Consider the following 1,752-nt stretch of genomic DNA (forward strand, 5'->3'; position numbering starts at 1 on the left):
TGCTAAGTGTTGCTACTGTACCCCTTGATTCCTTAACAGGCTGTACTTTTCAACCCAAGGTCTGGGGCCGCCTTTGTTTTCCTTCAGCTTTTGGGGATCAGCCGCTTGGGACAGGCGGCGCGGATGTGGGATTCGCTCAGATCGGGCATGAGGGCCAGGGCGCGTTGGGCATCGATTTGCGCTTCGCACACCGCCTCCAGCACCTGCTCGGCCATCAAGGAAAGGGGCATATCGGCGGTTTGCTCAGGATCGGTATCCTCTCTAATTTGTCGCACTCCCACCGGTGGGGGTGGCAACACCGGCGGAGCCGACTGGGGGGGCAAGGTGGTGGAGGTACCCACCTCCAACTGCGCTTCGGCCAGGGCCACACCGTGCCCTGCCACCAACAGGGATCCCAGCAGCAGGGATCCCCCCAACCTACCCATTTCTTGGCTGAGCGGGGCGCGCTTCTTTAGACCTTCTCCAAGGCTACCGCTGCCCAACCTCTTGCCCAGCGCTTCGCCACTCATCTTACCTCTCCAAAACCACCCCTTCGCTCAAGATATCCAACAAACCTTGAATTTGCAGTAGGCTATCGTTGGCTCCCAAACCGTTTGCAGACTCCCCTATGGCTCGTCTATCCCAAGAGCTAGCCCGATTTGCCTGCCTTCCCGCAAACCCAGAGCAGCCTGAGGGATCCCCACCCGTGGCGATCTGCATTGAAGAGATTCTCAAACTGGCGGGCGAGCGCAGCTTTGGCTTGTTTTTGGCAGTGCTGTCTTTTCCCTCGGCTTTACCTCTGCCGGCCCCTGGCTATTCCACTCCCTTTGGCGTGGTCATCCTACTGCTGGCCCTGCAAATGCTGGCAGGGCGAACCACTCCCTGGTTGCCGCCATGGGTGTTGCAGACATCCATTGAACGGAAGCAATTGCAAAAGTGGGTGCAGGCCGGGATCCCATGGTTGCAGCGCATTGAAAAAGTTGCCTGCCCCCGTTGGCAACGAGTCTGCACCAGCCGCCTGGGCCAGGTCTGGCTGGGCACTTGGATTGGTTTGATGGGCATTTCCATGATCATTCCCGTGCCCGGCACCAACACCCTGCCGGCGATGGGGATCTTCGTCACCGCCTTCGGTCTCCTGGAAGAAGATGGGCTCCTCTGCAGCCTGGGATCCCTGATCTGTGTGGCAGGGGGGCTACTGACCACTTCCATTTTGGTGGGCCTGTGGCTGGGGGGAACGACTCTGTTGGATTGGCTGAGAAGATAGCGCCCTAGCAGCCCCTCTCCCTGAGGGAGAGGGGAGTTGGGAATTGGCGAGACAAGCCGTTTCTATTGACGATGAGCACGTATCCGGATCCCTGTGATAGATGGCCAGGGTCGAGAGGTTACAGACGATGAGCTGCAGGTAGTGTTGTCAGAATCGGAGATCCGGGAAAATTTTTCCCTCAATCACCTATGGGTAGTGGCAAAGTGCGAGATTTCGGCTTTGATTAGGGAAGCACTGGGTGAACCCGTGCTGCAGTGAAGCAAGAACACGCTTGGCTAACGGAGTGAGGTGTGAGGATGATGAACCGTCGAGTTGCCTGGGGATGGGCGCTGAGCTTGATTCTTTCGCTGCCCCTGTTGGCTGTAGAAGGCCGACTTGAGGAAGCCGCCGCTCAGCAGTTGACCTCCGCCAATCCACATAGCCTCAGCCGCATCACCGATATCCGCCTGGTGCCCCACGGCAACCGCATGAAGCTGGAGATCACCACTGCAGGGGGCGCCCGTCCACAG

General features: G+C 58.7%; 2 protein-coding genes and 1 pseudogene. 2 read left to right on the plus strand and 1 reads right to left on the minus strand.

The annotated features are described in order from the left end of the window. Positions 1 to 83: 83 nt before the first annotated feature. A complete protein-coding gene (locus NW835_RS01590; protein WP_414414342.1) occupies positions 84 to 509 on the minus strand; it encodes a hypothetical protein in 426 nt (141 codons plus the stop codon). Positions 510 to 607: 98 nt separating this feature from the next. Between NW835_RS01590 and NW835_RS01595 the strand changes: the two genes are divergently transcribed. Together NW835_RS01595 and NW835_RS01600 are read left to right on the plus strand one after the other, a co-directional pair. After that, positions 608 to 1,243: an exopolysaccharide biosynthesis protein gene (locus tag NW835_RS01595; RefSeq protein ID WP_414338292.1), complete on the plus strand. Its 636-nt coding sequence runs from the start codon at positions 608 to 610 to the stop codon at positions 1,241 to 1,243. A 296-nt stretch (positions 1,244 to 1,539) separates the two neighbouring features. Then, positions 1,540 to 1,752: pseudogene (locus NW835_RS01600) on the plus strand (pilus assembly protein PilQ); the annotation flags it as partial.

This window comes from Synechococcus sp. OH2 (genome assembly GCF_047462155.1).
Lineage (GTDB): Bacteria > Cyanobacteriota > Cyanobacteriia > Thermostichales > Thermostichaceae > Thermostichus.

What these genes read in the sequence shown, in the direction of transcription:
- NW835_RS01590 (WP_414414342.1), bottom strand. Translation starts at nt 509, where the DNA reads ATGAGTGGCGAAGCGCTGGGCAAGAGGTTGGGCAGCGGTAGCCTTGGA.
- NW835_RS01595 (WP_414338292.1), top strand. Translation starts at nt 608, where the DNA reads ATGGCTCGTCTATCCCAAGAGCTAGCCCGATTTGCCTGCCTTCCCGCA.